The following is a 26,197-nucleotide window of genomic DNA, read 5'->3' on the forward strand; positions in this document are numbered from 1 at the left end:
AAAAAAAAACACCCTACTCTGATTAAATACTGAGGGTAGGGTGTCTTTAATTTATATCGTTAGAAAACTTGTTCTACTTCTATAACGCCGGGTACTTCTTCGTGTAAAGCACGTTCTATACCTGCTTTTAATGTAATAGTTGAGCTTGGGCATGTTCCACACGCACCATGTAATTGTAATTTTACGATGCCATCTTCTACATCGACTAATGTACAATCTCCTCCGTCACGTAATAAAAACGGACGTAAACGTTCAATAACTTCGGCTACTTGATCAAACATTGTTGCATTCTCAGTAGGCATGAGATATGTCTCCTTTCAAGTAAAATACTTCATAAACTTATTATTAATTTATTATAATAGATAAAGAAAGAAAAATCTATAAAACTAAACGGGGGATTAATATATGACAAAAGTAAGTGTTGTTGTTTACGGTGCGGATGTAGTGTGTGCTAGTTGTGTCAATGCACCAACTTCTAAAAATACGTATGAGTGGCTAAAACCATTATTAGAAAGAAAATATCCTAATATTCATTTCGAATATACATATATCGATTTTCAAAAAGAAACTGAAAATTTAAGTGATCATGATCAACAATATATTGAGCAAATTGAAAATGATGAGTTGTTTTACCCGCTTATTACAATGAACGATGAATATGTGGCTGACGGTTATATTCAGTCAAAAAAAGTGACTCATTTTATAGATCAATATATTATAAATAATTAATGCAAAGTGGAGTATTCGATTTTTTATAAAAATGAGGGGAAGCGTGAGATGATGAATTGAAATTAAATTCTGTCCCGCTTCCCAGTTGTGTTTATCCATTATGATATTTATATAGCCATAAAACACCTGATTTTAATATATGCGCTAAACGTCCTGTAACTGTACGATCCATAATATAGGCAAACCCTTTTTTCTCTCCTAGAGAACCTAAGAAACCTTGAACTTTTAATTCAGGCATTTTTTCAGGAAGTGGTTCATGATTCCATTGTTTTTTTAGTACATCGGCAATTTGATCCCCCTGTACTTCTGCTAATTGAGCACTTGGCGCATGTGGTAAAGCTGCGCAATCTCCAACTACATAAACATTTTTATAAGTCGGTACTTGATGATATTGATTAACGATAACGCGACCACTTTTATTAGTATCAATAGGCAGTTTCCTTACAATTTCAACTGGTTGAATACCTGCTGTCCATACTACAATATCAACAGGCTCTGGTGTACCATTATTATAAATTGTTCCTTGCTCAACTTTATCAATCAATGAATTAGGAACCACGTTTACATTATTTTCGCGGAACCACTTCGCAATATAATTACTTAATTTTTCTGGAAAATTTCTTAATATACGAGGTCCACGATCATATAAAATAATTTCTAAATCTGTGCGACTTTCACGTAGTTCACTTGCTAATTCAATGCCACTCAAGCCAGCTCCTACAATTCCAACACGCGCTCCTTTAGGTAACTCGCTAATACTATGAAACGTTTCACGGGCTTTAGAAAGCGTTTGAATACTATGCGTGTATTCTTTAGCTCCTGGAACATTATGATATTTATCTTCACAACCTAGTCCGATAATCAACTCACTATAATCTACTTTAGTTTGTCCTACCGAAACAATTTGGTTATCTAAGTCGATATCACTTATTTCTCCATAAATTGTATTTACGCGATGTGAATTAGGAAAATTCATTCGCACATCACTATCAGATTTTGTGCCTGCAGCGAGCGCATAGAATTCAGGTTTTAAACCATGAAACGGCATTCGATCTATAAGAGTTAATGTGTATTCTTGAGGAAGAACATCTGGAAGAATGCGCGACATAATACGCATATTACCATACCCTCCACCAAGCAGAACTAAATGTTTCATATTATGTTACCCCTTTACATTAAAATATCAATTGTCTATGTAGTATTAATGTCAGACCTTTATAATGTCAGACTGTATAAATAAAGTATAGGTTCAATAATAAGTGATTCAGCCTATTTTAACGCTTATTTTTCATTTATTGTCCCCTAACAAATAAATGAAAGATTAATATAATTTTATTATATATGTTTTTAATAATAACGACAAACGAATGTAAAATGTTATTGCAAAATACAATTAGTTAAAAACCATAGCAATGCAACATATAAAGAGATTTGTTATAATAATATAATTAAATTAAAAAGAAGGTGAAGTATGTTTCCATTAGTCGAATTCTGTATATCGAATATGGCCAAAGGCGGAGACTACGTTTACGATAAACTCGAAAGTGATCCTGAGGTAGATGTGTTAGAATATGGATGTCTCAATAATTGTGGTTTATGTTCTTCTGGGTTATATGCATTGGTAGATGGAGAAGTCATAGAAGGGGATACACCTGAAGATTTGTTAAACAATATTTATAAACACATAGAAGAAAATGATTTTACAAACTTATTATAGGAGTGATTAGAAATGCCAACAGTAACACTTACTGAAGCAGCAGCTTATGAAGTAAAAGACATGTTGAAAAGTAATCATATGGAAAACGGTTATTTAAAAATTAAAGTGAATGGTGGCGGATGTACAGGTTTAACCTATGGTATGTCTGCAGAAGAAGCTCCAGGATCAAATGATGAAGTATTAGAATATTATGGATTAAAAGTTTTAGTAGATAAAGATGATGCTCCCGTACTGAATGGCACTAAAATTGATTTTAAACAATCACTAATGGGTGGTGGATTCCAAATCGACAATCCAAATGCAATTGCATCATGCGGATGTGGCAGTTCTTTTAGAACAGCAAAAGTAGCTGGACATCCTGAAAATTGTTAAGTTTCATATTTTTAAGTTAATACAATATAGTAATAATAAATTTAAATAATCGTTCTGTTGTTGCTTGAAAATATGATATAAAAACTATAAAATTGGAAGTGGATTAAATTTTGTCTTTTTTGTGAATAAATGTTCACAAAAATGGATATAAAAGTGTTGACTAAGACTATAAATGGGGATGAACAAATAGGTTAAGTTCAAAGTTTTTCGAAACAATTAGTATTTTTACAATACTATTGTATTATAAAAATACTACGTTTCAACATGTTCTGAAACTTGTAGCCTTTATCTACATTTAAGAAAAAATACGAAAGCTTAGGTGAATGAAATGGCACAGAATCGTAAAAAAGTACTTGTATTAGGTGCAGGATATGCAGGTTTACAAGCAGTTACTAAATTACAAAAAGAAGTATCTGCAAATGAAGCAGAAATCACTTTAGTTAACAAAAACAAATATCATTATGAAGCAACTTGGTTACACGAAGCGTCAGCTGGTACTTTAAATTATGAAGATTTAATTTATCCAATTGAAAGTGTAATTGACAAAAATAAAGTCAACTTCATCAATGCAGAAGTAACTAAAATTGATAGAAACGCTAAAAAAGTAGAAACTACTCATGGTATTTTTGAATATGATATTTTAGTTGTTGCTTTAGGATTTGAAAGTGAAACATTCGGTATTAACGGAATGAAAGAACATGCGTTCCAAATTGAAAATATTCATACTGCTCGCGAATTATCTCGTCATATTGAAGATAAATTTGCGAACTACGCTGCATCAAAAGAGAAAGATGAAAATGATTTAGCAATTTTAGTAGGTGGCGCTGGATTTACAGGTATTGAATTCTTAGGTGAATTAACAGACAGAATTCCTGAATTATGTAATAAATATGGTGTAGATCAAAATAAAGTTAAAATTACATGTGTTGAAGCTATGCCTAAAATTTTACCAATGTTCTCAGAAAATCTTGTAAATTATGTAGTTAATTATTTAGAAGAACGTGGCGTTGAATTTAAAATTGGTACGCCAATCGTTGCTTGTAATGAAAAAGGTTTCAAAGTTAAAACAAATGATCAAGAACAACAACTTGAAGCCAATACTGCAGTGTGGGCTGCTGGAGTTCGCGGTAGTCAACTTATGGAAGAATCATTCGAAGGTGTAAAACGTGGTCGTATCGTAACTAAACAAGATTTAACAATCGATGGTCATGATGATATCTTCGTTATTGGTGATGTTTCTGCGTTTATCCCAGCAGGTGAGGAACGTCCATTACCAACTACAGCTCAAATTGCTATGCAACAAGGTGCGCATGTTGCTAAAAATATTGAAAATATCTTAAATGGCCAAGCTACAACTGACTTCGAATATATTGATCGTGGTACAGTTTGTTCTTTAGGTTCACATGATGGTGTAGGTCATGTGTTTGGTAGAGACATTACTGGTAAAAAAGCTGCGTTCATGAAAAAAGTGATTGATACACGTGCTGTATTCAAAATGGGTGGCGTTGGCTTAGCATTTAAAAAAGGTAAATTCTAAGTTAATAAATTAAATATTTAATCATTAAGGAGTGAGACCGAAATCTGTGAAGCAAACTAGATTTCAATATCTCACTCCTTTATTTTAAAGGAGAGTTATATGATACATTTTAATTATAATTCGAATAAAATGACCGACGTTATTATTCTAGGAGTACCCGATCATCTTAATCAAATTGGAAAGATCACGTATCAAAATAGTGACCTTACACAAACTATTGAAAATTACCGACATCGACATATTGTAAGTAGTCAATTAGGAAAAACATCTTCGACTATTTTATACATAAATAATGAACCTAAACGTTTAATTACGGTTGGACTAGGAAATTTGAAAACATTATCTTATGCTTCATTTTTAAAAGTATTTGGTACACTTTTTCAATATCTAAAAAAAGAGCGTGTGACAGAAGCAAATGTTCTTTTTGATACATTTAATTCAAAACAAATTGACAAAACAAGTATTGCAGAGATTTTCGGATTACAAAGTAGACAATCGATTTATGAATTTAACAACTATAAATCTAACAAATCCACACCATATCAACTGGAATTATATATAGAATCATCTAATAGTGATGAGGATACAAAAAATATAAAAGCAGGGTATTTGATTGGTGAATCGGTGAATATAGCACGTGACTTTAGTAATATGCCTCCCAATATACTTACTCCAGAATACTTTGCAAGTGAAGTAGCACATCACTTTAAATCGTCTTCTGTTTCAGTAGATATTAAAAATAATGACACATTGTTATCAGAAGGTTTTGGTTTACTACATGCTGTAGGTAAAGGATCTACTCACCCTCCTGTTGTTATTACTTTAACGTATCATGGAACAGATAAAAATGAAGCACCTATTGCATTAGTTGGGAAAGGGATTACATATGATTCTGGTGGCTATAGCATCAAATCTAAAATGGGTATGCAAACAATGAAATTTGATATGTGTGGTGCTGCTAACGTTGTAGGAATGATTGATGCTGCGTCTAAATTATCTTTACCAGTAAATATTGTAGGTGTCATTGTCTCTGCAGAGAATATGATTAGTCAACAGGCTATGAAACCAGATGATGTATATACTGCCTTAAGTGGTGAAACAGTAGAAGTTTTAAATAGCGATGCTGAAGGCCGTTTAGTTTTAGGAGATGGCGTATTTTATACAAATCAATTTCAACCACGTTTAATATGTGATTTTGCTACTCTTACAGGTGCTGCTATAGCGGCATTAGGAGAAGATAAGGCTGCTTTATTTAGTTCTAATGCAGATGAAGATATGAAACACATTTTAAAAAGTGCTAGAGAAGTTGATGAATTCGCTTTTGAATTACCTATTACTCAAACTGAACAACAATTGATTCGTAATACAGAGGTCGCTGATTTAGTGAATCATACAAATGGACAAGGTAAAGCCTTATTTGCTGCAGCTTTCGTTACGCATTTTAGTGAGCAAACACCACATATTCATTTTGATATTGCAGGTCCTGCAACGATTAATAAAAATAACTATAAAGGTCCTAAAGGTCCGACAGGAAGCATGATAATGACCATTGTGAATTGGTTAAGACAATCAATATAAAATGGATGTTAGAAATGAATATACATTCATTGTGAGGCAAAATAGATAAATGTCTGAGGTACATTGATACCTTAGACGTTTATTTTTTTAAAATACTATTATATTAGGCGTTGACAACCGCCTAACTACTTGATATTATTAATCACATAATTATACACTTTAGTTCGGTAGAGTGATAAAGGATGTGAGTATAATGTTTAATGCTGTAGTTATTGCCGTAATATTAATGATTATATTATGTCTCTTAAGACTGAATGTTATCATTAGTTTATTTATTAGTTCACTTGTAGGTGGTCTAATATCGGGCATGAGTTTAAACAAAGTAATTAGTGTATTCGGTAAAAATATTGTAGATGGTTCGGAAGTGGCATTAAGTTACGCTTTATTAGGGGGCTTTGCAGCACTGATATCATATAGTGGCATCACAGATTATTTAGTAAATAAAATTATTCGTGCGATTCATACTGAGAATAGCCGCTTATCAAGGATTAAAGTAAAAGTGATTATTATTTTAGTATTACTAGCAATGAGTATTATGAGTCAGAACTTAATTCCAGTACATATTGCATTTATACCAATTGTAATTCCACCATTACTTAGTCTATTTAACGATTTGAAAATTGATAGACGATTAATTGGTTTAGTTATAGGATTTGGTTTATGTTGGCCATATGTTTTACTACCTTATGGCTTTGGACAGATTTTCCACCAAATTATACAAAGTGGATTTCAAAAAGCTCATCATCCTATCGAATTTAATATGATTTGGAAAGCAATGTTAATTCCTTCACTTGGTTATATTGTCGGTTTAGTGATTGGGTTGTTTGTTTATCGTAAACCACGTGAATATAAGCAAGAGGTACTTAAAGATAATGGAGAAGAAATAGCAGAAATTCGGCCATATGTATTAGTTGTTACGATTGTTGCTATTTTCGCTACTTTCTTAGTTCAAACATTTACGGATTCAATGATTTTTGGAGCATTAGCTGGAGTGCTGATATTCTTTATTTCTGGTATTTATAAATGGAATGAATTAGATAGTCAATTTGTAGAAGGAATAAAAATAATGTCATTTATTGGTGTCGTTATTTTATCAGCTAACGGTTTTGCCGGTGTCATGAATGCTACTGGTGATATTGAAAAATTAGTTTCTAGTTTAACTGAGATTACAAATGGACATAAATTAATTACTATTATTGCAATGTATATTGTTGGCCTTATTGTTACGTTAGGCATTGGATCATCTTTTGCTACGATTCCAATTATTGCAGCTTTATTTATACCACTAGGTTCATCTCTTGGTTTAGATAATATGGCATTAATTGCTTTAGTAGGAACAGCTGCTGCACTTGGAGATTCTGGTTCACCAGCAAGTGATTCAACACTTGGACCCACAGCAGGTCTTAATGTAGATGGTCAACATGATCACATTAGAGATACATGTATACCTAACTTCCTTTTCTATAATGTTCCATTGATGATTTTTGGTACAATAGCTGCAATGGTATTATAGAAAAAAAGAGGTGACAACATGTCTAATTTACTTGAAACATTTGATATGAAAATCGAAACAGTAGATGAGGGAATAGTTGTAATTTCTATGCCAGTCACTGATAAGGTTAAACAACCCTTTGGCTATCTACATGGTGGTGCAAGTATTGCATTAGGTGAAACAGCTTGTTCATTAGGCGCTGCCCATTTAATTGATACGAAACACTTTATCCCATTAGGTTTAGAAATGAATGCCAATCATATTCACTCAGTAAAAGAGGGACGCGTGATTGCTACCGCTTCTATTATTCATAAAGGTCATACGACACAAGTATGGAATATAGAAATTAAAAGTGATCAAGATAAATTAATTAGTATCATGAGAGGTACAATAGGGATTAAACCATTAAAATAACAAATTATAAAATACTAGCCTGTAGAAAATATTCATCTACGGGCTAGTATTTTATATTTATGATACTTCTCTATGGTGATTTATTCTTTGAAATACGCTATAAATTCTTTGAACTGCTTCTTTACCTCCCATGATATTTCTAGCAAATGGACCAAGTTCTAAATCAGCTAGTCCACCAGCAACAAATAAATGAGGTAACCATTCTAATTCATGTGTGATTTTTGGAAATCCACAAGATAGGAGGGGAGCATTAGCATTTTGAATTAGGGATTGTATCATGGGTTGCTGCAAAGTTGAAGACTTAAATCCAGTTGCTAAAAGAATGTAATCATATGGGATATTTAAATTTTCAGTAATAATTTGATGCGATTTTAAGTCCTTAATCTCTTCTTTATGTATGATAAGTCTTTTGTTTTGAACATATTTCTTTAAGCGTAAATATAACTCGTGAGGCATTGAACCTTTATGTCTTTCTGTTAACACTGTTTGAAGTTTTTCTTCATGTGAAGAATGATTTAAAAAGGCCTTCATTTTTTTGGGACCTAGCCAACCAGGATCAGCATCAAAATGTTGAATATCTATATTTTTATTCATCCATAAATGAACGATTTTATTCTTATCTAATTTTAAAACCTTTAATGTTAAATGAGCAGCTGAAATACCACTTCCAATGACATGAGATGATTGTGAAAATAATTGAGAATTAAAATGATCACTAAATATATGACATACATCTTTAGCTTGAGTAAATGCGGCAGGGACAAAAGGTTCATTATGACATCCTTGTGCTAAAACAACACAATCAGTTTGAATGACAGAATGATGACTTGTTGTAATACTCCATCCTCTTTGATTTTTTTCAATGCGTTGAACATAACTTTGAATATAACTTTGATTTAGATGGTAGTTATGTATTTGAGCATGTGTGTGATCCATAAACATCTCTGTTTGAGATCTTTGATAACGACCAAAAGTTGGATTAATATACTAATTCATTTTTGCAAATTTTTTCAAATGAAATGGGTCAGGATGAATATGATGTACAATAGGTGAACGTAAGTAAGGCATAGCAATTCTATTTGTGCATTTATGAAATTGTTCGCATAAAGAATCATGAGGGTCGATAATTGTAAGATTTTGGATGGACATGCCTACTTCACGTAACTTAATTGCTATAGTGGTTCCTTGTATACCGCCACCAATAATAGTCCGATGCATAATAAAACTCCTTTAAAACGTAATTATTACGATTTATAATAACATAAAACTATCTTTTTCAAAACAAAAAATCGAAGCACTTTAAGAAAGTACCTCGATTTTTATCAAATTATATTTTCTTATTGTTAAATTCATCTTTAAGTTCATCAATTTTTGTATCTTTAGTATAAGGCGTTTTATTATTATATGATGCTTTCATCATTAAATGGCTAGAAAGAGGGCCAGTAATCAAAATGAAAATAATGCCGAATATCAGTTGCATATTGGCGTATCCTTCTGTTCCCATAAAATATAAAAACGTTCCAAATAATAAAAATATAGCACCTAATGTTGCAGATTTACCTGCAGCATGACCGCGTGAATAGACATCTTTTAAACGAATAATACCAATAGCAGTAATTGCACTTATCAATGCACCTAAGATAATGAAAATGATGGCTAAACTAATGATGATTTTTGCTATCACGTTCAATCACCTTACCTTTATCTATAAATTTAGAGAATACTGCTGTACCTAAGAACGCTAAAATACCAATAAGTAAAATAACTACAAGTAAGTATTGTGAGCCGATAAATACACTATATAATGCAACACACGCCATCAATTGTAAGCCAATAGCGTCTAGTGCAAGGACGCGATCAGGTAAAGTGGGACCTTTAATAATACGAATAAACATTGCTAGCATCGATAATACTACGACAATTAAAGCAATAATAATAATTGTTTTTACCATTAAGCTTCGCCCACCTCTCTCACTACTTTTTCAAGTGATGATTTAATGCTTTCAATTTCTTCTTCTTTCGTACTAAAGTCAATTGAGTGAATGTATATTTTAGTTCTATCATCACTAATACCTAAAACGACAGTTCCTGGTGTTAAAGTGATTAAATTAGATAATAAAACAATTTGCCAATCATGTTTTAAATCTGTGTGATAAATAAAGAAACCAGGTTGATTTTTAAGTCTTGGCTGTAACACAATTTTGGATACATCAATATTGGCTTTCATTAATTCTATAAAAAAGACAACAATCAATTTAATGACTTTATAAACTCTTTTTAAATAAAAACTACCAGGCAATACTTTTTTAAATAAGTAAACAAGCCCAATTCCTATTAAAAATCCTAGTAAAAAGTTATTAAATGTATAACTGCCACTTAAAAACATCCATATAATAGCTAATATAATATTTAACACAAATTGAAGAGCCATTAGTATCTACCTCCTAATACACTTTTAATATAAACATTAGGATCATAGAAAGATTTAGCTGCTTCTGATATAAATGGATAAAGTGCATCAGCAGATAAACCAAATAGTACAGTAATGACAACGGCAATTACTGAAACGATTGTTGCTTGTTTTACATTTACTTTGTTATTCAGTTTATATCCCTTAGGTTCACCAAAGAAACCATGTAGGAAAATACGAATCACAGAATAGAGTACGATTAAACTTGAAAGTAATACGATAATTGCACTGATATAAAATCCTTTTTCAAAAGCGGCTTTTACAATAAAGTATTTTCCATAAAACCCACTAAATGGGGGAATACCAGCCAAGCTTAAAGCTGCAATAAAGAAAGACCAACCAAGTATAGGATATGTCTTAATTAAACCACCGAATGACTTAAGATTTGATGTTTTGGTAATTTGATACATGACACCAATAATTAAGAAAAGTGCAGTCTTAACTAACATATCGTGAATGGTATAATATATAGCACCCATAATTCCTAATTTACTCATCATAGCAACACCAACGAGTATGACACCTACTGCAATCATAATATTATATAAAATAATTTTTTTAATATCATAATAAGCAATGGCACCAATGGATCCAAATATAATCGTTAATAGTGCTAAGAATAAAATAGTATAGTGAGAAAAACTCATTGTGTTATGGAAGAAAAGACTAAGTGTTCTTAAAATAGCATAGACGCCAACTTTAGTTAATAAAGCACCGAAGAATGCAATGATAGCAAAAGGTGGCGCATAGTATGATCCAGGTAACCAAACATATAATGGAAAGACACCAGCTTTAGTTGCAAACACAAAGATGAACAAAATAAAGACAATACTTAATAATCCTTGATGTGAATGAGATAATTCATTCAGTTTTACGCTAATGTCAGCCATATTTAAAGTGCCGACAATTGAATATAAGATAGCAACAGCAATAACGAAAAATGTCGATGTTACAACATTAATAAGTAAATATTTGACCGTTTCTTGAAGTTGAATACGTGTACCACCTAATACAAGCAATGCATAAGATGACATTAAAAAGACTTCAAAGAATACGAAAAGGTTAAAAATATCTCCAGTAGTGAAAGCACCAATAATACCCACTAACATAAAGACGATTGAAAAATGAAAATAATAACGCTCTCTATCGATTCCGGCAGTTGAAAAAGAATAGATCGTAATGAGCAGAGTAATGATAATACTCGTTACAATCAACATTGCCCCTAACGTATCTAATAAAAAGATAATACCATATGGGGCTGGCCAAGAACCTAATTCTACTTTAAGAGGACCAAATTTACTAACATTAATTAAATTAATCATCGCTACAATCAAAGTTAAAACTAAACCTATCAATGTGACCGCACGCTTTAATGGATAGCGTTGACCCAAAAAGATAAGAATAATAGCGGTAATGATTGGTATAACTAATGTAAGAACAACCATATTAGTTGCTATCATCACTAGGCACTCCTTTCATTTGTTCTATGTTGTCTGTGCCTAATTCTTTATACGTTCTAAAAGCTAAGACTAAGAAAAAAGCAGTAGTTGCAAATGCAATAACAATTGCAGTAAGTATTAATGCATGAGGGATTGGATCTACATAGTGATGAATATCTTTTTCATATATTGGCATTTCACCATGTTTCAATCCTCCCATAGTAATTAAAAATAAATTTGATGCATGTGTAATCAGCGTTGTTCCCATAATAATACGTATTAAACTTTTAGATAAAACGAGATAGACACTGATTGATGTAAGTATGCCACATACAATAATCATAATAATTTCCACTATTCGTTCTCTCCAATCGTTATAATAATAGTCATTACTGTACCAATTACTGCACACATAACGCCAAAGTCGAAGAACATTGGTGTATTCATATGAACAGAGTGTAGAAGTGGTAATGGAATATTAAATTCTGTATGTGTAAAGAAACTTTTTCCGTAAAACCAACTTGCTATAGGCGTACTTACACAGAATAATAAACCAATACCAATTAAGATTTTAAAATCCCAAGGAAAGATTTTACGCATCGTTTTTATATCAAATGCAATCATAATAATGGTTAAAGCGGTTGATAGAAGCAATCCACCAACAAATCCTCCACCTGGTGTGTAATGTCCTGCTAAAAATAAAGTAATACCAAAAAGAGCAATTAAGAAAGCAATAATTACAGCTGAATACTGAAACATTAAATTGTTATTTTGTCTATTCATTGCTTTCCACCTCACTTGTTTTGTTACGTTTACTTCGTAATTTAATCATCGTGTAAACTGCAAGACCTGCAATACCTAATACAGAAGATTCAAATAAGGTATCCATACCACGGAAGTCTACGAGAATAACGTTAACCATATTTTTACCATGTGCTAAGTCATAAACATGTGCCTTGTAATATTCTCCAATAGAAGAAAAATGTCTATTACCATAAGCGATAAGACCTAATATTGTCACTACCAAACCAACACCAATAGAGATGATAGCATTCGTTAATTTAAATGATGTTTTTTCATTATAGCGATTTAAGTTAGGCAAGTGATAGAAACATAATAGAAATAGACCCGTTGAGATAGACTCAACAACAAATTGTGTTAAAGCTAAATCAGGTGCCTTAAAGAAAACAAATAAAACTGATACTGCATAGCCAACAACACTAAGCATAATAATACTAAATAAACGAGATGTTGCTGTAACAACTAAGAACGCTGAGATAGTAAGTATTATGATAATAATCATTTCATAGATGTGAATTGTATTTATATTTTTAAAATTAAAGCTAAACGGTACCCTCACTAATGTGATGAGTGTTAACACAATTAATGTACCAAAAATAAAGACTAAACTATCCCGTACATACCCATTAACATAATAATTAGTTAGAGAAGCGGAATGATTTGGTAACCATTTGCCAGTAGTATCATACCAATAATTTAATTTTAAGTTGTCTGGTTGTGCTTTTAATAAACGAATCCAATAATTGAACGTAAATAATAAGATAATACCTACAATCCAAATCGTTAAAGTAGAGATGAACGCAGGAGTAATACCATGGAACATATGGAATTCTGCATGTACGGTTGATATTCCACTTATGGCTTTAGTAGCTGGTTCGATTATAGAATGTGTTAATAGTCCAGGGAATAGTCCGAAAACAACAACTAGCGTTGCTAGAATTGCTGGTGAAATTAACATTAATAATGATGCTTCATGTGCTTTCTTAGGTAATAAATCAGAATGATATTTACCAAAGAATACATGTAGTACGAATTTAATTGAATATACAAATGTAAATATACTACCTACAATCGCTAAAATTGGAAAAATAATACCTAGAGTATTTAAACTAAATAGAGGCGCGTGTGTAGCTTCTATCATAGCCTCTAAGAATTTTTCTTTTGATAAGAAACCATTAAATGGTGGCACACCTGCCATACTTAATGCTGTAATTACAGTAAGAGTAAAAGAAATTGGCATGATAGTAAGTAAACCGCCCAATTTTTTTACATCACGTGTGCCTGTCACATGATCAATGGCACCTGTAATCATAAATAATGCACCTTTAAAGGTAGCATGGTTAATTAAATGGAAAGCAGCTGCTGTAAAACCAGCGATATATAATTGACTGTCACTACCTTCAAAATGATAACTTATAGCTCCAATACCTAGCATAGACATAATCATTCCCAATTGTGAAACTGTAGAAAATGCTAGAATCCCTTTCAAATCTTGTTGTTTCGTTGCATTTAATGAAGCCCAAAATAGTGTGATTAAGCCTACTAAAGTAATAGTCCATATCCATCCTTCTGATATCGCGAATAATGGGGTTAAACGTGCAACAAGATATAACCCTGCTTTAACCATTGTAGCTGAATGTAAATATGCACTGACAGGAGTAGGTGCCTCCATTGCATCAGGTAACCAAATGTAAAATGGCACTTGTGCAGATTTTGTGAAAGCTGCTAACATAATTAAAACCATTGCAAGTGTAAAGAAAGCACTGTCTTGTATTTGAGATACATGATGGATTAAATAATGTAGACTTAATGATTGTCCTGCAAGTGAAATTAAGATTAATCCACCAAGTAAACTAAGTCCTCCAAATACAGTGATAATCAGTGACTTTTGTGCTCCATATATAGAAGCTTTCTTTTCTCGCCAAAAAGAAATGAGTAAAAAACTTGAGAATGAAGTTAATTCCCAGAATAGATATAAGATAATGATATTATCTGAGAGTACGACGCCTAACATTGCACCCATAAACAGTAATAAATAACAGTAAAAATTCCCTAATCGTTCAGATTTATCTAAATAACCGATTGAATAAAGAACTACTAAACTTCCAATGCCAGTTATAAGCAAACTAAAGAGTATGCTTAAGCCATCAAGATAAATATCAAAATTCATGCCGATATGTGGCATCCAATTGAAAGTTTTTATTACTGTATTACCTGATTGAGTCGTTGAAATATAAGATAAAAAATAAATAAATAAGACAACAGGAACAGGTAATACAAACCATCCTAAATGAATCTTTTTAAAGAAACGATAAAGGATTGGAATAATGAGTGCGAATATTAACGGTAAAAGTACCGCAATATGTATCAAACTCACTATATTTTCCTCCTTCAAAAATTGTTATAAATTTTATTATACATCAATCAATTTATTCTGAAAAACTGTGAAAAGATGTAAAGTCAGCAATTTTACTTATCTTGTTAAATAGGAAGAAAGACGTAAAATGGACTAGAAAAAATTTTGTTTATATTGGATAGAATAGTCTTTTTTTAGACTGTTTAAATTGTCTAATGCCAATTTTGCGTATTCTGTGTGCTGTTGTTTTAATTCGTTTTCCATTTTAGTAATCGCTTGTTGTAAAGAATCTTCATATTTCATCTCTTCTACATTAAAATCTCTCAATTGTGAACGTGTTGCATAACGTTTTTCATAATGGCTTAAAGCACGTCTTTCATGAAAAAAAAACACCTTCAGTTTCACCAGGATGATGTAAATCTCCTTGTTTAGGATGTTTAATGACTTGTTCAATTTGTACTAAAACTTGATGATCGCTATCTTCTTTAATCGTTACACCATAAGTACCTGTTTTGTGAGAGAATCGATATAACATGCTATATTACTTCCTTTCAAATATGTTAATATGTATCTATATCATCATAACATGAATGGAGAATTTAAATGACTAACTATCCACAGTTAAATAAAGAAATACAAGATAATGAAATTAAAGTAATTATGCATACAAATAAAGGAGATATGACATTTAAGCTGTTTCCTGAGATTGCTCCAAAAACAGTTGAAAATTTTGTGACACATGCAAAAAATGGATATTATGACGGCATTACATTCCATCGTGTCATTAATGATTTTATGATTCAAGGTGGAGACCCTACTGCTACTGGTATGGGGGGAGAAAGTATTTATGGAGGTTCATTTGAGGATGAGTTTTCATTAGAAGCATTTAATTTATATGGTGCTCTTTCAATGGCAAATGCTGGTCCAAATACAAATGGTTCACAATTCTTTGTTGTTCAAATGAAAGAAGTACCAGATACAATGCTTAATCAGCTTGTTGATGGCGGTTGGCCTGAACCAATTGCTAAAGCTTATGCAGAAAAAGGTGGAACACCTTGGTTAGATCAAAAACATACTGTGTTTGGTCAATTAATTGACGGTGAAACTACATTAGAAGATATTGCAAATACTAAAGTAGGGGCACAAGATAAGCCTGTACATGATGTGGTTATTGAATCTATTGATGTAGAAGATAAAAAAGCTTAATTCATCAAAGAAATATCATTAAATAAAAAAAGGTGAGCGTAAACTGTTTTAAATAAGACATTTACGCTCATCTTTTTATATTAAAAACGAACTTTTTAATGTAAATTTATGAAGAAGAAATATAAATTTCTAAAGAAATTAATTTTTTATTAGTTTATCGTTAGTCCAAGTATGGGATTTATGCTATTATTAATATGTTAAGAAAAACGAAATAAGGGGTTATCAAGTTGAATACTCACTATAAAGAAGGTCAGCATATTAAAGTGCGTGTGACTGGAATTCAACCGTATGGCGCTTTTGTTGAGACCCCTGACCATACTGAAGGACTTATCCATATTTCAGAGATTATGGATGATTATGTCCATAATCTAAAAAAATTTCTATCAGAAGGTCAAATTGTAAAAGCTAAAATCCTTTCTATAGACGATGAAGGAAAGCTTAATTTGTCACTTAAAGATAATGATTACTTTAAGAATTATGAACGAAAAAAAGAAAAACAGTCTGTATTAGATGAAATTAAAGAGACAGAAAAGTATGGGTTTCAAACGCTTGAAGAACGCCTACCGGTCTGGATTAAGCAGTCTAAACGTGCAATTCGTAATAATAATTGAATGACTGTCAACACGCTAAAACGTTACTTTTTTAAGTAACGTTTTTTATTATGTCAATATATTGCTAAATTTAAAAAGATGGTTAATGCATATAAGCATAAAAGTAGAGACATAAAAATGTTCATGTTATAGTTTGAAAATAATAAAACTAAAAGATTTAGAAAGGAATTACTTATGAATAATAAATATAAAAAATTATTTGAAACTGTTACATTACCCAACGGTGTATCATTAAGAAATCGCTTTGTACTTGCACCTTTAACACATACATCATCAAATGATGATGGTACTATTTCAGATGTCGAAATTTCTTACATTGAGAAACGTGCCAAAGATGTAGGTCTTGCAATTAATGCTGCAAGTAATGTAAATGATATTGGTAAAGCCTTCCCAGGCCAACCATCTGTCGCACACGATTCAGATATCGAAGGTTTAAAACGCTTAGCGACAGCAATGAAGAAAAATGGCGCAAAAGCATTAGTACAAATTCATCATGGTGGTGCACAAGCTTTACCTGAATTGACTCCTAATGGAGATGTTGTGGCACCAAGCCCCGTTTCAATGAAAAGTTTTGGTCAACAACAGGAACATCATGCAAGAGAAATCACTACTGAAGAAATCGAACAAACAATTAAAGATTTCGGTGAAGCTACACGTCGCGCCATTGAAGCTGGATTTGACGGCGTAGAAATACATGGAGCGAACCATTACTTAATTCATCAATTCTTCTCTCCATACTATAATCGTCGTGAAGATGAATGGGGAGACCATTTAAAATTCCCACTTGCAGTGATTGATGAAGTATTAAAAGTTAAAGAAACTTATGCAAATAAAGATTTTATTGTAGGTTATAGATTATCACCAGAAGAAGCAGAATCACCTGGTATTTCAATGGAACACACAGAAAAATTAATTAAAACAATTACAAAAAAAGCGATTGATTATGTTCATATTTCAATTATGGATATTCATTCACAAACACGTGAGGGTAAATATGAAGGAGAAGAACGTCTAAAACTTATCCATCAATGGGTAGATGGACGTATGCCAGTCATTGGTATAGGTTCTGTATTTACTGCTGATGATGCTTTAGATGCAGTAGAATCGACAGGCATTGAACTCGTAGCATTAGGTCGTGGAATTCTTCTAGATTATAACTTTATCCATAAAATTGAAGAGGGTAAAGAAGAGGAAATTATCTCATACTTTGATCCAAATCGTGAAGATAAACATGCGTTACCACCAAATTTATGGGAACAATTTAATAAAGGATTTTATCCGTTACCTCGTAAAGATAAATAATTAATAAAATATGAAATAGTATGGTAGTGAGACAGAACTCATAATGAATTTTGTCCACTACCTTTTTTTATTAAGAAAAAAAGGTTTATATTAAAATTTTAGCTAATAGAAATAATTTACTTGTAAAATGATAAGAGGATATGTCATTATTTTTGTAAGGGCTTTCATAAATGGATTTAGAGAGACTTTAATGTTTTAAAATAGAATTGCGAAAGCCAGTAAATATAGTGATTAGTTTTAATATAACAATAAGCAAAGGGGAGATATTATGACTAAATCTGAAAAAATTATTGAACTAACAAACCATTACGGTGCTCATAACTATGTGCCGCTACCAATTGTTGTTTCAGAAGCAGAGGGGATTTGGGTTACTGATCCAGAAGGTAATAAATATATAGATATGTTATCAGCATATTCAGCAGTTAACCAAGGTCATCGTCATCCAAAAATTATTCAAGCATTAAAACATCAAGCAGATAAAGTGACACTTGTCTCTCGTGCTTTTCATAGTGATAACTTAGGGGAATGGTACGAAAAAATTTGTAAATTAGCTGGTAAAGATAAAGCACTACCAATGAATACAGGTGCTGAAGCAGTTGAAACAGCCTTAAAAGCTGCACGTCGTTGGGCCTATGACGTTAAAGGTATTGAACCAAATCAAGCTGAGATTATTGCATTTAATGGGAACTTCCATGGTCGTACAATGGCCCCTGTGTCTTTATCATCTGAAGCTGAATATCAACGTGGATATGGTCCTTTATTAGATGGTTTTCGTAAAGTTGACTTTGGCAATGAAACACAATTAAAAGAAGCAATTAATAAAAACACAGCAGCTGTTTTAGTTGAACCTATTCAAGGCGAAGCAGGCATTAATATTCCTCCAGAAGGTTATTTGAAAACCATTAGAGATTTATGTAATGAACATAATATTTTGTTTATCGCCGATGAAATTCAAGCTGGATTAGGACGATCTGGAAAATTATTTGCATGTGATTGGGATAATGTTAAACCGGATGTATATATTTTGGGTAAAGCGCTTGGTGGAGGCGTCTTACCAATTTCAGTTGTATTAGCAGATAACGAGGTGCTTGATGTATTTACACCTGGTTCTCATGGTTCTACTTTTGGTGGCAATCCGCTTGCTTGTGCAGTGTCAATTGCGGCTTTAGATGTCATTATCGATGAAAATTTACCAGAACATTCAAATGAACTAGGTGAATATTTTAAATCAGAATTACAAAAGATTAATCACCCTGCAATTAAAGAAGTTCGTGGACGCGGGTTATTCATTGGTGTGGAATTACACGAAAGTGCAAGACCATTTTGTGAAGCATTGAAAGAAAAAGGTTTATTATGTAAAGAAACCCATGATGCAGTAATTCGTTTTGCGCCACCTTTGGTTATTACTAAAGAAGAATTAGATGAAGCATTAAATCGAATTAGAAGTGTATTTGAGTAAATAGATATGACGTAATATGGCATGATTTAATTTCTTTAAAAAGTATAGGCGTGTTACAATACTTATGAAAGCGAAAACATTTGTGAAAAAAAAGAGGCGAAAGTGATTATGACTGAGAATAATAATTTAGTGACTTCTACACAAAGCATCATTAAAGAAGCATTGCATAAATTGGGATTTGATGATGGTATGTATGATTTAATTAAAGAACCATTAAGATTCTTGCAAGTACGTATTCCAGTACGTATGGACGATGGTACAGTTAAAACATTTACTGGGTATCGTGCACAACATAATGACGCGGTAGGTCCTACTAAAGGTGGCGTTCGTTTCCATCCTGATGTAGATGAAGAAGAAGTCAAAGCTTTATCGATGTGGATGACTTTAAAATGTGGCATTGTCAACTTACCTTATGGTGGAGGTAAAGGTGGTATTGTATGTGATCCACGTCAAATGAGTATTCATGAAGTAGAACGTTTATCACGAGGATATGTACGTGCAATTTCTCAATTTGTAGGACCAACTAAAGATATTCCTGCTCCAGATGTGTTTACAAATTCTCAAATTATGGCTTGGATGATGGATGAATATAGTGCTTTAGATAAGTTTAATTCTCCAGGTTTTATTACTGGTAAGCCAATTGTCTTAGGTGGCTCACAAGGACGTGATCGTTCTACTGCTCTTGGCGTAGTGATTGCTATTGAACAAGCTGCTAAGCGTAGAGGAAAAGAAATTAAAGGGTCACGTATTGTGATTCAAGGCTTTGGGAACGCTGGAAGTTTCTTAGCTAAATTTTTAAATGATATGGGTGCTAAAGTAGTTGGTATTTCAGATGCATATGGTGCATTACATGATCCTAATGGCTTAGATATCGATTACTTACTAGATCGTCGTGATAGCTTTGGTACTGTAACTAACTTATTTGAAGATACAATTTCAAATAAAGAATTATTCGAACTTGATTGTGATATTTTAGTACCGGCTGCAATTTCAAATCAAATCACAGAAGATAATGCACACGATATTAAAGCTGATATTGTTGTAGAAGCGGCAAATGGACCAACCACTCCAGAAGCTACACGTATTTTAACTGAACGTGGCGTTTTACTCGTACCCGATGTATTAGCAAGTGCAGGTGGCGTGACAGTATCTTATTTTGAATGGGTACAAAACAACCAAGGTTATTACTGGTCAGAAGATGAAGTCAATGAAAAATTACGGGAAAAATTAATCGAGGCTTTTGATACTATTTATGAATTAGCTCAGAATAGAAAAATTGATATGAGATTGGCAGCTTATATTGTAGGAATTAAACGTACCGCTGAAGCAGCACGCTATCGTGGATGGGCGTAAATATAACTATTAAAAATGAAACTCCCAATGATGAGAAATATATACTCGTTATTGGGAGGTTTTTTATAGAGTGATTTAATTAATAAAATTACTCGTTTGGGATAGTAGCTTTATATTTATCAGCAAAATTTGTAAATAGACCGTCAACACCATATTGATTTAAACGTTGCATATCTGTAGTTTTATCTACTGTATAAGGATGAATTAGGAAACCTAAATCTTTTAAATGCTTAGTGTTTTCAGCGTTTAAACTAGTATAATCTGGGCCGACACCTATGGCATATGAGAGAATATGTTGTAAATCTGCTTCACTTTGTTGTTGCAATTCATTTTTATCAAGTAATCGAATCAATGGTACTCGTGAATCTAATTGATGCATTTTTTGTAAACTTTCTTCTGAGAAAGACTGAATTAATATATGTCCATGATTTAAAGAGTTACCAGTTAACATGTGATGTTTTTTTAATGTTTCAAGTAGTTGTTCTTCCATACCTGGATATACATTAGGATTTTTAGTTTCAATATAATAATTAGCCTTTGTACCGTATCGAGATAAAATTTCATCTAGAGTAGGGACTTTAGCATTTTTATATTCTGGTTTCGCATATTCAGGGTGAGCATTGTTAAACCATGACCCAGCATCTAGTTGTTTAAGTTGTGCGAGTGTATAGTCTTCGACACGACCTGTACCGTTTGTTGTACGATCAACGGTTTCGTCATGCATTGCTACAAGTTGTCCATCTTTCGTACGTTGTAAGTCTAATTCAATATACGACGCCCCTAACTCATTATGACTTTTATCATATGCATGAAACGTATGTTCCGGCGCATAGCCACTTGCACCTCTATGAGCGATAGTCGTAAAACGTTCGCCAGTTAAGTTGGTCATCCAATTCGAATGATCTTGATTACGATGTTTACTAATCGCTACTGACGTATATTTATTTTGTGATTGATTAAACTGTTGATGTTCTGCAGCGGAATTAGAAGTAGTGCTATAGTTGTTATGATTATTATTTGCTTCTACTGGATTATGTAATGTTACTAAACCGATAGTGGCTATTGCTAAACTAGATATCATTGCTTTTTTAGAAACCTTCAAAAAATTCATCCTCTCAGTTCAATTTAAAAATACATTAAAACTTTAGCAAAGAGAAGAAATTTTTAGAATAATTTTTTCAAAATTTTAGCAAAACTATTAATTTATTAACAATAAATATAGAGAAAGTTAAAATAATTAAATTAAATTTAACTAAAAAATGAGTCTTGCCAATTTACTTTATATTTATATGTAATTTTACATTGAAATACTTAAAAAAATAAGGCACTTTCGTATAATTTAATAAACATCACTAAACTAAATTAACGAAGTGCCTTATGTATAAAGATTCTAACATGACTTAACTTACTCTACGAAAGGAAACTTCAGTACTTATTCTTACAAGTGATGTGATCTTCACAAAATCAAAAACTTTCTTATAAAACGATTAAGCGATTTAGAGTTAATCCTCAAGTAGATGCTTTATTAGAATCTTTATTTATTCGATTCATAGTCATTTAATAATAGTATTCATTATTGTTTTAAAATATTTTCTGCAACGTTTAATTGATGACGCACAGCATCTTGGCCTGTAGAACCATAACTTTTTCTTCTATTTAAACAATTTTCTGGTTTTAAGTAATCATATACATCTTCTTCGATTTTATCATTTAATTCTTGATAATGTTCAAATGGTACATCTAATAAATAGATGCCTTGTTGAATACATTCAAAGACAATTTTTCCTACAATTTCATGTGCTGTTCTAAACGGTACATTCTTATCTACTAAATAATCTGCAAGTTCTGTTGCATTAGAGAAATCTTGATGCACTGTTTCATTTAAACGATTTGTATTAACTGTTAACGTATTAAGCATGCCTTCAAAAATACGTAATGAACCTTTAATCGTACGAACTGAATCAAATAAACCTTCTTTATCCTCTTGTAAGTCTTTATTATATGCAAGAGGCAATCCTTTCAATGTGACAAGCATACTCATTAAATGTCCTGTCGTACGTCCCACTTTACCACGAATGAGTTCAGCCATATCTGGATTTTTCTTTTGAGGCATAATAGATGAACCAGTAGAAAATGCATCGGATAGTGTAATAAATTTCGCTTCATCCGTAGACCAAAAAATAATTTCTTCCGCAAAACGTGATAGGTGAGTCATTGTTAATGATATATTATGCAATGTTTCAATAATGTAATCACGATCACTCACTGCATCAAGACTATTTTCATAAATATATTCAAAACCAAGTAATTCTTGAGTTTTATGTCTATCGATAGGATGTGTAGTGCCACTCAATGCTGCAGCGCCAAGTGGAGATATATCAATACGTTTTAAACTATCTGCAAAACGTGTATAGTCTCTTTCTAACATCCAAAAATATGTCATGATGTGATGTGCGAAAGAAATAGGTTGAGCACGTTGTAAGTGCGTATAACCTGGCATAATCGTTTCTACGTGAGATTTTGCTAGAGTTAAAATAGATTCTTGGAATGAACGAATAAGTGCTTGAATCTCAATGACCTGCTTTTTTACATAGAGATGTAAGTCTGTTGCTACTTGATCATTTCTGCTACGACCTGTGTGTAACTTGCCACCTGGATCTCCAATGCGTTGTATCAGTTCATGTTCAATATTTAAATGTATATCTTCTAAAGCATGTTTAAATTCAATATTATGGTTATAAAAATCTGCCTGTATATCTTTCAAACCTTTTACGATAGCATTTTTTTCTTCTTCAGAAATAATGTTTTGGTGTGCAAGCATTGTTGCATGTGCAATACTACCTTGAATATCCTCATCTAAAAGCGTTTGGTCAAAGTCAATAGAAGCATTAAACGCATCTACCCACTCTTCAGGTTGTTGTTGAAAACGACCTCCCCATGCTTTATTACTCATTACTATAACCTCCATGTAAATAAGCATTTACTTGTGTTGGCAGTCCATAAATATCAATAAAGCCGACTGCAGCTGATTGATCAAAAGCATCTTCTTTAGTATAAGTTGCTAACTTTTCATCATAAAGTGTATAAGGCGATTTTCTACCATTAACAATAGCATTACCTTTAAATAATTTAACTCTGACATCTCCTTCAACATAGTGTTGAGTGCTATCAATGAATTGCTTTAGACTGTCTGTTAAAGGTGAGAACCATAAACCATTATATGTTTGTTCAGCAAATTGTTTTTCAATGACCGGTTTAAAATGCGCTACATCTTTAGTTAATGTTAATGTTTCTAAAGATTTATGAGCTTTTAATATCACTTCAGCACCTGGCGTTTCATATACTTCACGTGATTTTATACCAACTAAACGATTCTCTACGTGATCGATACGTCCGATACCATGTTTACCAGCTAAATCATTTAATGTTAGAATGAGCTGATCTAAATCATAGTCTTTATGGTTAAGTTGAACAGGAACACCATTTTTAAATGATAAGATAATTTCATCTGGTGTATCTGGTGTATCCTCTAATTCAGCAGTTAAATCATATGCATCTTTCGGTGGAGCAGCATATGGATCTTCTAAAATACCACATTCATTTGCACGACCCCATAAATTTTGATCGATTGAATAAGGTGAATCATGATTAATACTTACAGGAATACCATGTTTGATTGCATAGTCGATTTCTTCTTCACGACTCCAGCCCCACTCTCTAACAGGAGCAAATGTTTTCAAATTAGGGTTAAGTGCTTTAATTGCTACTTCAAAACGTACTTGATCATTACCTTTACCAGTACAACCATGTGCAATACCGATTGACTTTGTTTGTTCAGCAATTTCTACTAATTTCTTCGCTATTAACGGTCTTGAGAGCGCAGATACTAAAGGGTAACTATTTTCATACATTAAATTTCCTTTTATTGCATAACTTACATAATCTTCACTAAATTCCTTAGTTGCATCAATAATATGACATTCGATGGCGCCCATGTCTAATGCTTTAGAATAAACAACATCTAAATCTTTACCTTCGCCAACATCTAAACATACTGCCACTACGTCATATCCTTTATCTATAAGCCATTTAACGGCTACACTAGTATCTAATCCACCTGAATAAGCTAAAACAATTTTATCTTTCATATTGTCACCTCAAAGTTTTCTGAAAATTGATATAATTCTATACTAACAGATTTATTATGAAAATAAAACCATTTTTTTACATATTTATACAAAATAAAGATAATTAGAATATCATTAATCATCTATTGTTATTTCTATATTTATTGAATATTACTACAACTAAGGAGTTTATTGCTGTTTCGATTGTGTATTCATTACAAGGTAAGGTAATTCAATGATTCTAAAAAAAACAGACTATTTTTTGAATAATTGAACTTGTTCATTGAATAGATAACTTAAAGTTAGTAAAATGAAACTAATTCATAAACATTGGAGGATTTATAAATGACTCATATTCAATTAGATTATGGAAAAACGTTAGAATTTTTTGGTCAACATGAACTTGATCAACAAAAAGATATTGTAAAAACAATTCATAAAACGATTCATGAAGGTACAGGTGCTGGAAGCGACTTTTTAGGTTGGGTAAATTTACCTGAAGATTATGATAAAGAAGAGTTTTCTAGAATTCAAAAAGCAGCAAAACATATTCAATCGAATTCAGATGTATTGGTGGTTATCGGAATTGGCGGTTCATATTTAGGTGCACGTGCTGCAATTGAAATGCTTACTTCATCTTTCCGTAACAGTACAGAATATCCTGAGATTGTATTTGTAGGAAATCACTTATCTTCAAGTTATACACAAGAATTAGTGAATTACTTGTCTGATAAAGACTTTTCAGTAAATGTTATTTCTAAATCAGGAACAACGACTGAGCCTGCTGTAGCATTTAGATTGTTTAAACAATTAGTTGAAGAAAAATATGGTAAAGACGAAGCAAAAAAACGTATTTTTGCTACAACTGATAAAGCAAAGGTGCATTGAAACAATTAGCAGATAATGAAAGTTATGAAACATTTGTTGTACCTGATGATGTAGGTGGTCGTTATTCAGTATTAACTGCAGTAGGATTATTACCAATTGCAACTGCAGGTATTGATATTGAAGCAATTATGAATGGGGCAAATAAAGCTCGTAAAGAACTATCATCTGAAAATTTAGAAGAGAATATTGCATATCAATATGCAACAATTCGAAATGTTCTTTATAGTAAAGGTTATACAACTGAAATGTTAATTAACTACGAACCATCTATGCAGTACTTTAATGAATGGTGGAAACAGTTATACGGTGAATCTGAAGGTAAAGACTTTAAAGGTATTTATCCTTC

General features: G+C 32.1%; 23 protein-coding genes and 4 pseudogenes. 13 read left to right on the forward strand and 14 right to left on the reverse strand.

The features are described from left to right. Positions 1 to 59 precede the first annotated feature (59 nt). Positions 60 to 302, reverse strand: a complete 243-nt coding sequence (locus HMPREF2930_RS05530; RefSeq protein ID WP_002433501.1) for a NifU family protein — start codon at positions 300 to 302, stop codon at positions 60 to 62. A 103-nt stretch (positions 303 to 405) separates the two neighbouring features. Between HMPREF2930_RS05530 and HMPREF2930_RS05535 the strand changes: the two genes are divergently transcribed. Next, entirely contained in the window at positions 406 to 729 is a 324-nt protein-coding gene (locus tag HMPREF2930_RS05535; protein WP_002448149.1) for a YuzD family protein, read from the forward strand. A gap of 91 nt (positions 730 to 820) precedes the next feature. On the opposite strand, the gene HMPREF2930_RS05540 is transcribed toward HMPREF2930_RS05535, so the two are convergent. After that, a complete protein-coding gene (locus HMPREF2930_RS05540; RefSeq protein WP_017175863.1) occupies positions 821 to 1,885 on the reverse strand; it encodes an NAD(P)/FAD-dependent oxidoreductase in 1,065 nt (354 codons plus the stop codon). Positions 1,886 to 2,200: 315 nt separating this feature from the next. Here HMPREF2930_RS05540 and HMPREF2930_RS05545 point away from each other — a divergent pair, with 315 nt between their 5' ends. From HMPREF2930_RS05545 to HMPREF2930_RS05570, 6 genes are all read left to right on the forward strand, one after another. Next, positions 2,201 to 2,446 carry a YuzB family protein gene (locus HMPREF2930_RS05545; RefSeq protein WP_017175862.1) on the forward strand — a complete coding sequence of 82 codons (246 nt, stop codon included), beginning with the start codon at positions 2,201 to 2,203 and terminating at the stop codon, positions 2,444 to 2,446. A 12-nt stretch (positions 2,447 to 2,458) separates the two neighbouring features. Then, positions 2,459 to 2,818 (forward strand): HesB/IscA family protein, encoded by a 360-nt coding sequence (locus HMPREF2930_RS05550; RefSeq protein ID WP_002448110.1) that lies wholly within the window; start codon positions 2,459 to 2,461, stop codon positions 2,816 to 2,818. A 328-nt stretch (positions 2,819 to 3,146) separates the two neighbouring features. Then, positions 3,147 to 4,355 (forward strand): NAD(P)/FAD-dependent oxidoreductase, encoded by a 1,209-nt coding sequence (locus HMPREF2930_RS05555; protein WP_017175861.1) that lies wholly within the window; start codon positions 3,147 to 3,149, stop codon positions 4,353 to 4,355. Positions 4,356 to 4,454: 99 nt separating this feature from the next. Beyond that, entirely contained in the window at positions 4,455 to 5,933 is a 1,479-nt protein-coding gene (locus HMPREF2930_RS05560; RefSeq protein WP_017175860.1) for a M17 family metallopeptidase, read from the forward strand. 193 nt (positions 5,934 to 6,126) lie between these two features. Then, positions 6,127 to 7,446: a Na+/H+ antiporter family protein gene (locus HMPREF2930_RS05565; protein WP_017175859.1), complete on the forward strand. Its 1,320-nt coding sequence runs from the start codon at positions 6,127 to 6,129 to the stop codon at positions 7,444 to 7,446. An 18-nt stretch (positions 7,447 to 7,464) separates the two neighbouring features. Further along, a complete protein-coding gene (locus tag HMPREF2930_RS05570) occupies positions 7,465 to 7,839 on the forward strand; it encodes a PaaI family thioesterase (RefSeq protein ID WP_017175858.1) in 375 nt (124 codons plus the stop codon). A 57-nt stretch (positions 7,840 to 7,896) separates the two neighbouring features. Here the strand turns inward: HMPREF2930_RS05570 and HMPREF2930_RS05575 are convergent. From HMPREF2930_RS05575 to kapB, 9 genes and pseudogenes are all read right to left on the reverse strand, one after another. Beyond that, a pseudogene (locus HMPREF2930_RS05575) lies at positions 7,897 to 9,057 on the reverse strand (NAD(P)-binding domain-containing protein). 109 nt (positions 9,058 to 9,166) lie between these two features. Further along, positions 9,167 to 9,523, reverse strand: a complete 357-nt coding sequence (locus HMPREF2930_RS05580; protein WP_017175855.1) for a Na+/H+ antiporter subunit G1 — start codon at positions 9,521 to 9,523, stop codon at positions 9,167 to 9,169. After that, entirely contained in the window at positions 9,501 to 9,791 is a 291-nt protein-coding gene (locus HMPREF2930_RS05585) for a Na(+)/H(+) antiporter subunit F1 (RefSeq protein WP_017175854.1), read from the reverse strand. The genes HMPREF2930_RS05580 and HMPREF2930_RS05585 overlap by 23 nt, the downstream gene beginning before the upstream one ends. Then, positions 9,791 to 10,270 (reverse strand): Na+/H+ antiporter subunit E, encoded by a 480-nt coding sequence (locus HMPREF2930_RS05590; RefSeq protein ID WP_017175853.1) that lies wholly within the window; start codon positions 10,268 to 10,270, stop codon positions 9,791 to 9,793. Before HMPREF2930_RS05590 ends, HMPREF2930_RS05585 begins: the two co-directional genes overlap by 1 nt. After that, on the reverse strand, positions 10,270 to 11,769 hold the full coding sequence (locus tag HMPREF2930_RS05595) for a Na+/H+ antiporter subunit D (protein ID WP_017175852.1): 1,500 nt from the start codon (positions 11,767 to 11,769) through the stop codon (positions 10,270 to 10,272). The genes HMPREF2930_RS05590 and HMPREF2930_RS05595 overlap by 1 nt, the downstream gene beginning before the upstream one ends. After that, positions 11,756 to 12,103 (reverse strand): Na+/H+ antiporter Mnh1 subunit C, encoded by a 348-nt coding sequence (gene mnhC1 / locus HMPREF2930_RS05600; protein WP_002448250.1) that lies wholly within the window; start codon positions 12,101 to 12,103, stop codon positions 11,756 to 11,758. Before mnhC1 ends, HMPREF2930_RS05595 begins: the two co-directional genes overlap by 14 nt. Continuing rightward, positions 12,103 to 12,531 (reverse strand): Na(+)/H(+) antiporter subunit B, encoded by a 429-nt coding sequence (locus HMPREF2930_RS05605; RefSeq protein ID WP_017175851.1) that lies wholly within the window; start codon positions 12,529 to 12,531, stop codon positions 12,103 to 12,105. The genes mnhC1 and HMPREF2930_RS05605 overlap by 1 nt, the downstream gene beginning before the upstream one ends. After that, positions 12,524 to 14,926 carry a Na+/H+ antiporter subunit A gene (locus HMPREF2930_RS05610; protein ID WP_017175850.1) on the reverse strand — a complete coding sequence of 801 codons (2,403 nt, stop codon included), beginning with the start codon at positions 14,924 to 14,926 and terminating at the stop codon, positions 12,524 to 12,526. The genes HMPREF2930_RS05605 and HMPREF2930_RS05610 overlap by 8 nt, the downstream gene beginning before the upstream one ends. A gap of 132 nt (positions 14,927 to 15,058) precedes the next feature. Next, positions 15,059 to 15,440, reverse strand: a pseudogene (kapB, locus tag HMPREF2930_RS05615) (sporulation phosphorelay system protein KapB). A gap of 68 nt (positions 15,441 to 15,508) precedes the next feature. Here kapB and HMPREF2930_RS05620 point away from each other — a divergent pair. The 5 genes from HMPREF2930_RS05620 (at position 15,509) to HMPREF2930_RS05640 (ending at position 20,836) form a co-directional block, all read left to right on the forward strand. Then, positions 15,509 to 16,111, forward strand: a complete 603-nt coding sequence (locus tag HMPREF2930_RS05620) for a peptidylprolyl isomerase (protein WP_017175849.1) — start codon at positions 15,509 to 15,511, stop codon at positions 16,109 to 16,111. 227 nt (positions 16,112 to 16,338) lie between these two features. After that, positions 16,339 to 16,722 (forward strand): S1 domain-containing post-transcriptional regulator Ygs, encoded by a 384-nt coding sequence (ygs, locus tag HMPREF2930_RS05625; protein WP_002455545.1) that lies wholly within the window; start codon positions 16,339 to 16,341, stop codon positions 16,720 to 16,722. A gap of 174 nt (positions 16,723 to 16,896) precedes the next feature. Further along, positions 16,897 to 18,024 carry an NADH-dependent flavin oxidoreductase gene (locus tag HMPREF2930_RS05630; protein ID WP_017175848.1) on the forward strand — a complete coding sequence of 376 codons (1,128 nt, stop codon included), beginning with the start codon at positions 16,897 to 16,899 and terminating at the stop codon, positions 18,022 to 18,024. Positions 18,025 to 18,292: 268 nt separating this feature from the next. Then, the gene (locus HMPREF2930_RS05635) at positions 18,293 to 19,483 is read left to right on the forward strand and encodes an ornithine--oxo-acid transaminase (protein WP_017175847.1); all 1,191 of its coding nucleotides are present in this window, start codon (positions 18,293 to 18,295) and stop codon (positions 19,481 to 19,483) included. Positions 19,484 to 19,591: 108 nt separating this feature from the next. Further along, positions 19,592 to 20,836, forward strand: a complete 1,245-nt coding sequence (locus tag HMPREF2930_RS05640) for a Glu/Leu/Phe/Val family dehydrogenase (RefSeq protein ID WP_017175846.1) — start codon at positions 19,592 to 19,594, stop codon at positions 20,834 to 20,836. An 88-nt stretch (positions 20,837 to 20,924) separates the two neighbouring features. Here HMPREF2930_RS05640 and HMPREF2930_RS05645 read toward each other — a convergent pair. The 3 genes and pseudogenes from HMPREF2930_RS05645 to HMPREF2930_RS05655 all read right to left on the reverse strand — a co-directional run. After that, a pseudogene (locus HMPREF2930_RS05645) lies at positions 20,925 to 21,728 on the reverse strand (glycerophosphodiester phosphodiesterase); the annotation flags it as partial. Between the two features lie 681 nt (positions 21,729 to 22,409). Beyond that, positions 22,410 to 23,789: an argininosuccinate lyase gene (argH, locus tag HMPREF2930_RS05650; protein WP_017175844.1), complete on the reverse strand. Its 1,380-nt coding sequence runs from the start codon at positions 23,787 to 23,789 to the stop codon at positions 22,410 to 22,412. Next, entirely contained in the window at positions 23,782 to 24,984 is a 1,203-nt protein-coding gene (locus HMPREF2930_RS05655) for an argininosuccinate synthase (protein ID WP_017175843.1), read from the reverse strand. Before HMPREF2930_RS05655 ends, argH begins: the two co-directional genes overlap by 8 nt. A gap of 324 nt (positions 24,985 to 25,308) precedes the next feature. Between HMPREF2930_RS05655 and HMPREF2930_RS11860 the strand changes: the two are divergent. Beyond that, a pseudogene (locus HMPREF2930_RS11860) lies at positions 25,309 to 26,197 on the forward strand (glucose-6-phosphate isomerase); the annotation flags it as partial.

It is taken from the genome of Staphylococcus sp. HMSC068C09 (assembly GCF_001813735.1).
In the GTDB taxonomy this organism is placed as follows: Bacteria; Bacillota; Bacilli; order Staphylococcales; family Staphylococcaceae; genus Staphylococcus; species Staphylococcus hominis.

Coding starts and splice junctions, on each gene's coding strand:
- HMPREF2930_RS05530 (WP_002433501.1), bottom strand. CDS start 302: ATGCCTACTGAGAATGCAACAATGTTTGATCAAGTAGCCGAAGTTATT.
- HMPREF2930_RS05535 (WP_002448149.1), top strand. CDS start 406: ATGACAAAAGTAAGTGTTGTTGTTTACGGTGCGGATGTAGTGTGTGCT.
- HMPREF2930_RS05540 (WP_017175863.1), bottom strand. CDS start 1,885: ATGAAACATTTAGTTCTGCTTGGTGGAGGGTATGGTAATATGCGTATT.
- HMPREF2930_RS05545 (WP_017175862.1), top strand. CDS start 2,201: ATGTTTCCATTAGTCGAATTCTGTATATCGAATATGGCCAAAGGCGGA.
- HMPREF2930_RS05550 (WP_002448110.1), top strand. CDS start 2,459: ATGCCAACAGTAACACTTACTGAAGCAGCAGCTTATGAAGTAAAAGAC.
- HMPREF2930_RS05555 (WP_017175861.1), top strand. CDS start 3,147: ATGGCACAGAATCGTAAAAAAGTACTTGTATTAGGTGCAGGATATGCA.
- HMPREF2930_RS05560 (WP_017175860.1), top strand. CDS start 4,455: ATGATACATTTTAATTATAATTCGAATAAAATGACCGACGTTATTATT.
- HMPREF2930_RS05565 (WP_017175859.1), top strand. CDS start 6,127: ATGTTTAATGCTGTAGTTATTGCCGTAATATTAATGATTATATTATGT.
- HMPREF2930_RS05570 (WP_017175858.1), top strand. CDS start 7,465: ATGTCTAATTTACTTGAAACATTTGATATGAAAATCGAAACAGTAGAT.
- HMPREF2930_RS05585 (WP_017175854.1), bottom strand. CDS start 9,791: ATGGTAAAAACAATTATTATTATTGCTTTAATTGTCGTAGTATTATCG.
- HMPREF2930_RS05590 (WP_017175853.1), bottom strand. CDS start 10,270: ATGGCTCTTCAATTTGTGTTAAATATTATATTAGCTATTATATGGATG.
- HMPREF2930_RS05595 (WP_017175852.1), bottom strand. CDS start 11,769: ATGATAGCAACTAATATGGTTGTTCTTACATTAGTTATACCAATCATT.
- HMPREF2930_RS05605 (WP_017175851.1), bottom strand. CDS start 12,531: ATGAATAGACAAAATAACAATTTAATGTTTCAGTATTCAGCTGTAATT.
- HMPREF2930_RS05620 (WP_017175849.1), top strand. CDS start 15,509: ATGACTAACTATCCACAGTTAAATAAAGAAATACAAGATAATGAAATT.
- HMPREF2930_RS05630 (WP_017175848.1), top strand. CDS start 16,897: ATGAATAATAAATATAAAAAATTATTTGAAACTGTTACATTACCCAAC.
- HMPREF2930_RS05635 (WP_017175847.1), top strand. CDS start 18,293: ATGACTAAATCTGAAAAAATTATTGAACTAACAAACCATTACGGTGCT.
- HMPREF2930_RS05640 (WP_017175846.1), top strand. CDS start 19,592: ATGACTGAGAATAATAATTTAGTGACTTCTACACAAAGCATCATTAAA.
- argH (WP_017175844.1), bottom strand. CDS start 23,789: ATGAGTAATAAAGCATGGGGAGGTCGTTTTCAACAACAACCTGAAGAG.
- HMPREF2930_RS05655 (WP_017175843.1), bottom strand. CDS start 24,984: ATGAAAGATAAAATTGTTTTAGCTTATTCAGGTGGATTAGATACTAGT.